Here is a 6,005-nt window from a genome sequence, read left to right on the forward strand (position 1 = left end):
ACTTGTTCGAGGCCGGGACCCTGACCGTCGACGAGATCGTCACCACCGGGGACGCCGTCACCACCGCCCTGGCCCGGTTCCTGCTCGACCACGACCTGGCCGACCGGGTCGTGTTCAAGCACGTCCCGACCGGGCATCCGCTGCGCTGGCAGTTCGAGGACTTCCGCGCCGCCGAGGTGACCGGCGACACCGACTGGCTCTGGGTCCGGCTGCTGGACGTCCCCCGGGCGCTCACCGCACGCGGCTGGTGCTCGGACGGCGAGCTCGTCCTCGACGTCGACGACCCGTTCCTCGGCGAGCGCGGCCGCCACCTGCTGACCGTCCGGGGCGGCAGGGCCGACTGCGTCCCGACGGACCGGGAGCCCGACCTGTCCCTGGACGTGAGCGACCTGGGGTCGATCTACCTCGGCGGCACCACCCCGAGCACGCTGGTGCGCGCCGGACACGTCCGGGCCCACCGCCCGGGTGCGGCCCTGCTCGCCGACGCCCTCTTCCGGGCCGAGCGCTCCCCGCACTGCCTGCACTGGTTCTGACCCCCGTACGGTCGCCCGCCGGTGACGCCCGCGCCGGCTCAGACCGCGGCCCGCCCGGCGGCCTGCCAGGCGCCGTAGCCGCCGAGCAGGTCCGACACGTCGGCGAAGCCGTAGTGGCGCAGCAGGCTGGCGGCGATGGAGGAGCGGTGGCCGCCGGCGCAGTGCAGGACGAGGGGCCGGTCGGCCGGGATCTCGGCGAGGCGGCCGGGCAGTTCGTTCAGGGCGATGTGCAGCGAGCCGTCCACCGCCCCCTCGGCGCGCTCGCCGCAGCTGCGGACGTCGACGACGAGCGGCGGGTGCTCGGCGGCGAGGGCGGTGCGCAGCTGGTCGACGGTGAGCCGGCTGGCGGGGGTGAGGTCGTCGGCGAACGCGGCGAGGGTGCTCTCGGGCTCGTCGAGGTGGCCGGCGGTGCGGTCGAAGCCGATGCGCGCGAGGCGGGTCACCACCTCGTCCTCGCGGCCGTCGGGTGCGACGACCAGGATCTCGGCGTCGGGCGACAGGACGGTGCCGGCCTGTTCGGCGAAGCGGCCGTCGACGGGGACGTTGATCGCGCCACGCAGGTGTCCGGCGGCGAACTCCTGCGGGGTGCGGGCGTCGACCACGACCGCACCCGCGGCGCGGCGGGTGCCGAACTCGTCGACGGTGAGCGGCCGGTGGGCGCTGGCGGTGTCGAACAGGGCGCGCTCCTGGCGGTTGAGCACGGCGTCGTGGCCGAAGTAGCCGGGTGCCGCGGACTGGCCGGCGGTGACGATGGCGACGAACCGTTCCTCGCTCATCGGTGTGCAGGCGTAGTTGGTGGCGCGCTGGGCGCCGATGGTGGACTGCCGCTCGGTGGAGAGGTTCTTGCCGCAGGACGACCCGGCGCCGTGGGCGGGGAAGACCCGGACCTCGTCGGGCAGGGCCATCAGCCTGTGCTGGACGCTGTCGTAGAGCATCCGGCCGAGTTCGTCGGCGCCGGTGCCGGCGGAGGCCAGCAGGTCGGGGCGGCCGACGTCGCCGATGAACAGTGCGTCGCCGGTCAGCACGCCGTAGGGGACGGTGTCCGCCGCGCGCTCGAAGACCAGCAGGAACCGGGTCGAGGTGTACGGCCCCGACGCCGAGTGAGCGCGGCCGGGCTGAGCCCGGCTCAGCCCGGCCCCCGCAGGACGGCCCGTCAGCCCCCGCGGGCGCCGGTCAGACCTGTCCGGCGGGCACGGCGCTCTGCGCCCGCACCCAGTCCTCGCCCTGCCGCGTCCAGCTGAGGTCCACCGCCCGGTCGGGGCAGCAGCGCGGCACGTCGTCCGAGGACCAGCCCTGGGCGTGGCCGCGGATCGCACCGTCGCTGCGGATCGTGAGCGCGGTGACGGTGAGGCCGTCCTTCACCGGGTCGAGCAGCGTCTCGGCAACCTTCGGCCGGCCGTCCGGGCCGTTGGTGATCAGGTAGACGCCGTCCGGCGGGGTGCCGTTGCCGGCCGCGCAGTGCGCGGCCACCACCGTGCTGGGCACGCCGTCCACCGTCGCGCTGGCCCGCAGTGCCACGGACACCCCGAAGGGCCCGCAGTCAAGGGGAAGTTCGGCCTTCCCCGGGTCGGGTGCGGCGGCCGCCGGCACCGGCTCCGCGGTGGGCCGCACCGGCGTCGGCGTGCCCTGCGCCGGGTCCGCCGCGAGCGCCCCGGCCACCACCGCGCCGCACCCGGCGGCGACCAGTGCCCAGTGCTTCAGCCCGCTGCGCGCATGCCCGGGTGCCTTCGGTCCGCCGCTGGTCACGCCGCTCGTGGTCATGGTCTGCTCCGCCCTCGGCCGCTGCTGGTGCTCGCTGTCAGGGCTCCCCCGGGCCCGGGTGCCCGCCGTCCCCGCGAGGGGTCTCCCCCCACCTCGCCGCGCCCGCCGGACAGACCTCTCCCCCGGTCGCTGCGCCCGGCACGGACAGGTCCGGGGGCGCGAAGGAGGGGGTGTCGTGAGCGAGCATCCTGCCACATGATCGGCCGCCGCGGGACACCGGGCCGACGGCTCTTCCGGGGGGAGCTCCGCGGAACGCCGCGAGGGGCGGCGCACCGGAGCAGGTCCTCCGGCGCGCCGCCCCTCGGCGGGTGGTTCTGCACGGTGTCAGGGCAGGTCGACGCCCTCGGCGGCGGCCGACTCGCGGGAGGCCCGGCGGGCCGCGGCACGCTCGGCGAGCGAGGGCTCCGGGGTGCCGTTGTCGTAGTCCTCGCCGTAGGCGCCCTTGGCCGGACGGCGGCGGCGCAGCGGCGGCTCGACGCCGTCGGCGAGGCGCCGGGCGGTGAGCAGGAAGCCGGTGTGGCCGATCATCCGGTGGTCCGGGCGGACGGCCAGGCCCTCCAGGTGCCAGGTGCGGACCATGGTCTCCCAGGCCTGCGGCTCGGTGAAGGTGCCGTGCTCGCGCAGCGCCTCGACGGTCTTCGACATCTGCGTGGTGGTGGCCACGTAGCAGCAGATGAGGCCACCGGGGACGAGTGCCTTGGAGGCGACGTCCAGGCACTCCCAGGGGGCGAGCATGTCCAGGATGACGCGGTCGACGTCGGTCTCGACCAGGTTGTCCTGGAGGTCGCCGACGGTGAGCTTCCACGCCGGGTGCGGGCCGCCGAAGTAGCGCTCCACGTTGCCGCGGGCGATCTCGGCGAAGTCCTCGCGGCGCTCGTAGGAGGCGAGCATGCCGGTGTCGCCGACGGCGCGCAGCAGGTACGTGGAGAGCGCGCCGGAGCCGACGCCGGCCTCGACGACGCGGGCTCCCGCGAAGATGTCGGCCATCGCCAGGATCTGACCCGCGTCCTTGGGGTAGATCACCGCCGCACCGCGGGGCATGGACAGGACGTAGTCGGGGAGCAGGGGGCGCAGCGCGAGGTACGGGACGTTGCCCGTCGTGCGTACGACCGTGCCCTCGGGGGCGCCGATCAGCTCGTCGTGCGGGAACGCACCCTTGTGGGTGTGGAACTGGTTCCCGGCCTGGAGCGTGAACGTGTAGTGGCGGCCCTTGGGGTCGGTCAGCTGGACCTGGTCCCCGACCTGGAAGGGCCCGCGTCGGCGGGTGGCACCGGTCGGTTCGGACATGCAGACAATCCTAAGGGAACGCCGGACCTCCCCCGACCAGCCGGGGCATGCGCACGCCAGGGGCAACCCGACAGGGGCGCGCCCGTGTGCGTCGGCCTACACCCGGCCGCCGACCTCGCGGGCGAGTCTGCGTTCGAGGTCGGCGAGGGCCAGCACGCCGTACGGGCTGCCGTCGGGGCGGACGATCAGGTACTCGGTCGCGGGGGCGCGCCGCAGTGCGGTCAGCAGCTGCTCGCCGGTGAGGTCGAGGTCGAGCCGCATGGCGGGTTCGAGGTCGCGGGCGAGCGCGCCGACCGCGACCCAGGGGCGGCGGTGCTCGGGCACCTTGCCGACGGCGGCCTCGGTGACCAGTGCGGTGGGCTCGCCGCGGCCGTCGACCACGACGATCGCACCGGCCTGCGCCTCGCGGGCCCGCCGCAGCGCCTCGCCGAGCGGGGTGTCGGCGGGGACCTCGACGAAGCGTCGGGCGAGGTCGCGCAGGGCGAGCCGGGGCAGGGCCTCGCGGAGCCGGGCGTTGCGGACGGCGCCGCTCGCCCCGTTCCAGATGATCACCGCGAGGACGGCGGCGAGGACGCCGTCGATCAGGCTGTCGGTGGTGGACTGCTGGGGGTCGCGGGAGGCGCTGTACAGCGGCAGCCCGAAGAGGACGAGCAGGGCGAGCCCGCGACCGACCCAGGCGGCGGCGACGGTGCCGGCCATCGGTCGGCCGGTGACGCCCCAGACGACGGCGCGCAGCATCCGGCCGCCGTCCAGCGGGAGGCCGGGCAGCAGGTTGAAGGCGGCGACGACGAGGTTGCTGACCATGAGGCCGGCGAGCAGCACGCCGGGCACGGTGTCGGTGTCGACGGCGGTGAGGGCGAGGTAGAAGGCGCCGCCGAGGACGAGCGAGAGCAGCGGGCCGACGAACGCCAGCCAGAACTCGCGGGCCGGGGTCTCGGCCTCCTTCTCGATCTCCGAGACGCCGCCGAAGAACTGCAGCTGGATCCGCCGCACCGAGAGCCGGTAGCGGAGGGCGACCACGGTGTGGGCGAGTTCGTGCACCAGGACGGAGGCGTAGAAGGCGACCGCGAAGGAGAAGGAGACCAGGTAGCGGGTGGCGCCGAGGTCGGGCAGCACCTCGCTGAGCCGGCCGCCGAACACCCAGGTGATCAGGGCGGCGATGACGAACCAGGAGGGCGTGACGTACACCGGGACGCCGAAGGGTCGGCCCATCAGGATGCCGCCGCGCGGCTCCGGCCGCTCGGGCCGGTCCGCCGACGGCTGGTCGGAGGTCCGCTGCCCCCTGGTGTCGCTCACCGCGTCCCCTTCGCTCTCGTCGTCCCCGCCGGTGCGCCGTGCTGTCGCGGCGCCGTGGCCCGCACCGTCGCGCCCACGCTACGTGATCTCCGTCCGGATGCCGCGCGCGCCCCTCGCGCCGCGCCCGCGGCGGCGGTCGGGTGCTGTCCGTACCTCGGTGATACCCCGGATGCGGTGCCTCCAGCGGTGTCGGTGTCAGCCGGGCGGCAGCGGGATGTGAGCGAGGGGCAATAGGGTCGGGGGCATGCACCAGACCGAGACCGAGCCGCCGACCCGGCCGGCCGCCGCGCCGACGGGCCTGTCGCCCTCGCGCGCCGGCGACTTCATGACCTGCCCGCTGCTGTACCGGCTGCGGGTGATCGACCGGCTGCCGGAGCCGCCGAGCGCGGCCGCCACCCGGGGCACGGTGGTGCACGCCGTGCTGGAGCGGCTCTTCGACCATCCGCCGGGCGAGCGGACGGCGGAGCTGGCGCGTTCGCTGCTGCGCCCGCAGTGGGAGCGGCTGCTGGGCGAGCGGCCGGAGCTGGCGCAGCTGTTCCCCGGCGACGAGGACGGTTCGGCGCTGGCGGGCTGGCTGGGTGACGCGGAGAAGCTGGTGGACCGCTGGTTCGGTCTGGAGGACCCGACCCGGCTGCACCCGGTGGAGCGCGAGCTGTACGTGGAGACGCCGCTGGAGCCGGGCGTGCTGCTGCGCGGCTACATCGACCGGGTGGACGTCGCGCCGACCGGTGAGGTGCGGCTGGTCGACTACAAGACCGGCCGGGCGCCCTCGCGGGACTTCGAGGGCAAGGCGATGTTCCAGATGAAGTTCTACGCCCTGGTGGTGTGGCGCTGGAAGGGCGTCGTCCCGCGGCGGCTGCAGCTGGTGTACCTGGGCGGCGGCGGGGACGTCGTCACGTACGACCCGGACGAGGCGGACCTGCTGTCGGTGGAGCGCAAGCTCAGGGCGCTGTGGGAGACCATCTCGCGGGCGGTGGCGACGGGCGACTTCCCGGCCACCCGCAACCGGCTGTGCGACTGGTGCGACCACAAGGCCCGGTGCCCGGAGTTCGGGGGCACTCCCCCGCCGTACCCGCTGCCGGTTCCGGTGCGGAGAACGACCGACGACGATCCCACGGGGGATCTCAT

At 75.1% G+C, this 6,005-nt stretch carries 5 protein-coding genes and 1 pseudogene; 2 read left to right on the forward strand and 4 right to left on the reverse strand.

Going from position 1 to position 6,005, the window contains the following annotated elements; translation table 11 throughout:
* The coding region (locus ABZ641_RS23475) for a sterol carrier protein domain-containing protein (RefSeq protein WP_359984603.1) at positions 1–533 on the forward strand (533 nt) is incomplete at its 5' end.
* A 38-nt stretch (positions 534–571) separates the two neighbouring features.
* On the opposite strand, the pseudogene ABZ641_RS23480 reads toward ABZ641_RS23475, so the two are convergent.
* From ABZ641_RS23480 to ABZ641_RS23495, 4 genes and pseudogenes are all read right to left on the reverse strand, one after another.
* Positions 572–1,600, reverse strand: a pseudogene (locus tag ABZ641_RS23480) (rhodanese-like domain-containing protein); the annotation flags it as partial.
* Between the two features lie 106 nt (positions 1,601–1,706).
* A complete protein-coding gene (locus ABZ641_RS23485) occupies positions 1,707–2,294 on the reverse strand; it encodes a hypothetical protein (RefSeq protein WP_344621592.1) in 588 nt (195 codons plus the stop codon).
* 324 nt (positions 2,295–2,618) lie between these two features.
* Entirely contained in the window at positions 2,619–3,581 is a 963-nt protein-coding gene (locus ABZ641_RS23490; protein WP_344621591.1) for a tRNA (adenine-N1)-methyltransferase, read from the reverse strand.
* 96 nt (positions 3,582–3,677) lie between these two features.
* Complete coding sequence (locus tag ABZ641_RS23495; protein ID WP_344621590.1) at positions 3,678–4,877, reverse strand: site-2 protease family protein; 1,200 nt, start codon at positions 4,875–4,877, stop codon at positions 3,678–3,680.
* A 244-nt stretch (positions 4,878–5,121) separates the two neighbouring features.
* Here ABZ641_RS23495 and ABZ641_RS23500 point away from each other — a divergent pair.
* Positions 5,122–6,005, forward strand: an 884-nt coding sequence (locus ABZ641_RS23500) for a PD-(D/E)XK nuclease family protein (protein WP_359984608.1), incomplete at its 3' end; no start/stop codon positions are given.

The organism is Kitasatospora sp. NPDC007106, assembly GCF_040634455.1.
Taxonomy (GTDB): domain Bacteria; phylum Actinomycetota; class Actinomycetes; order Streptomycetales; family Streptomycetaceae; genus Kitasatospora; species Kitasatospora arboriphila.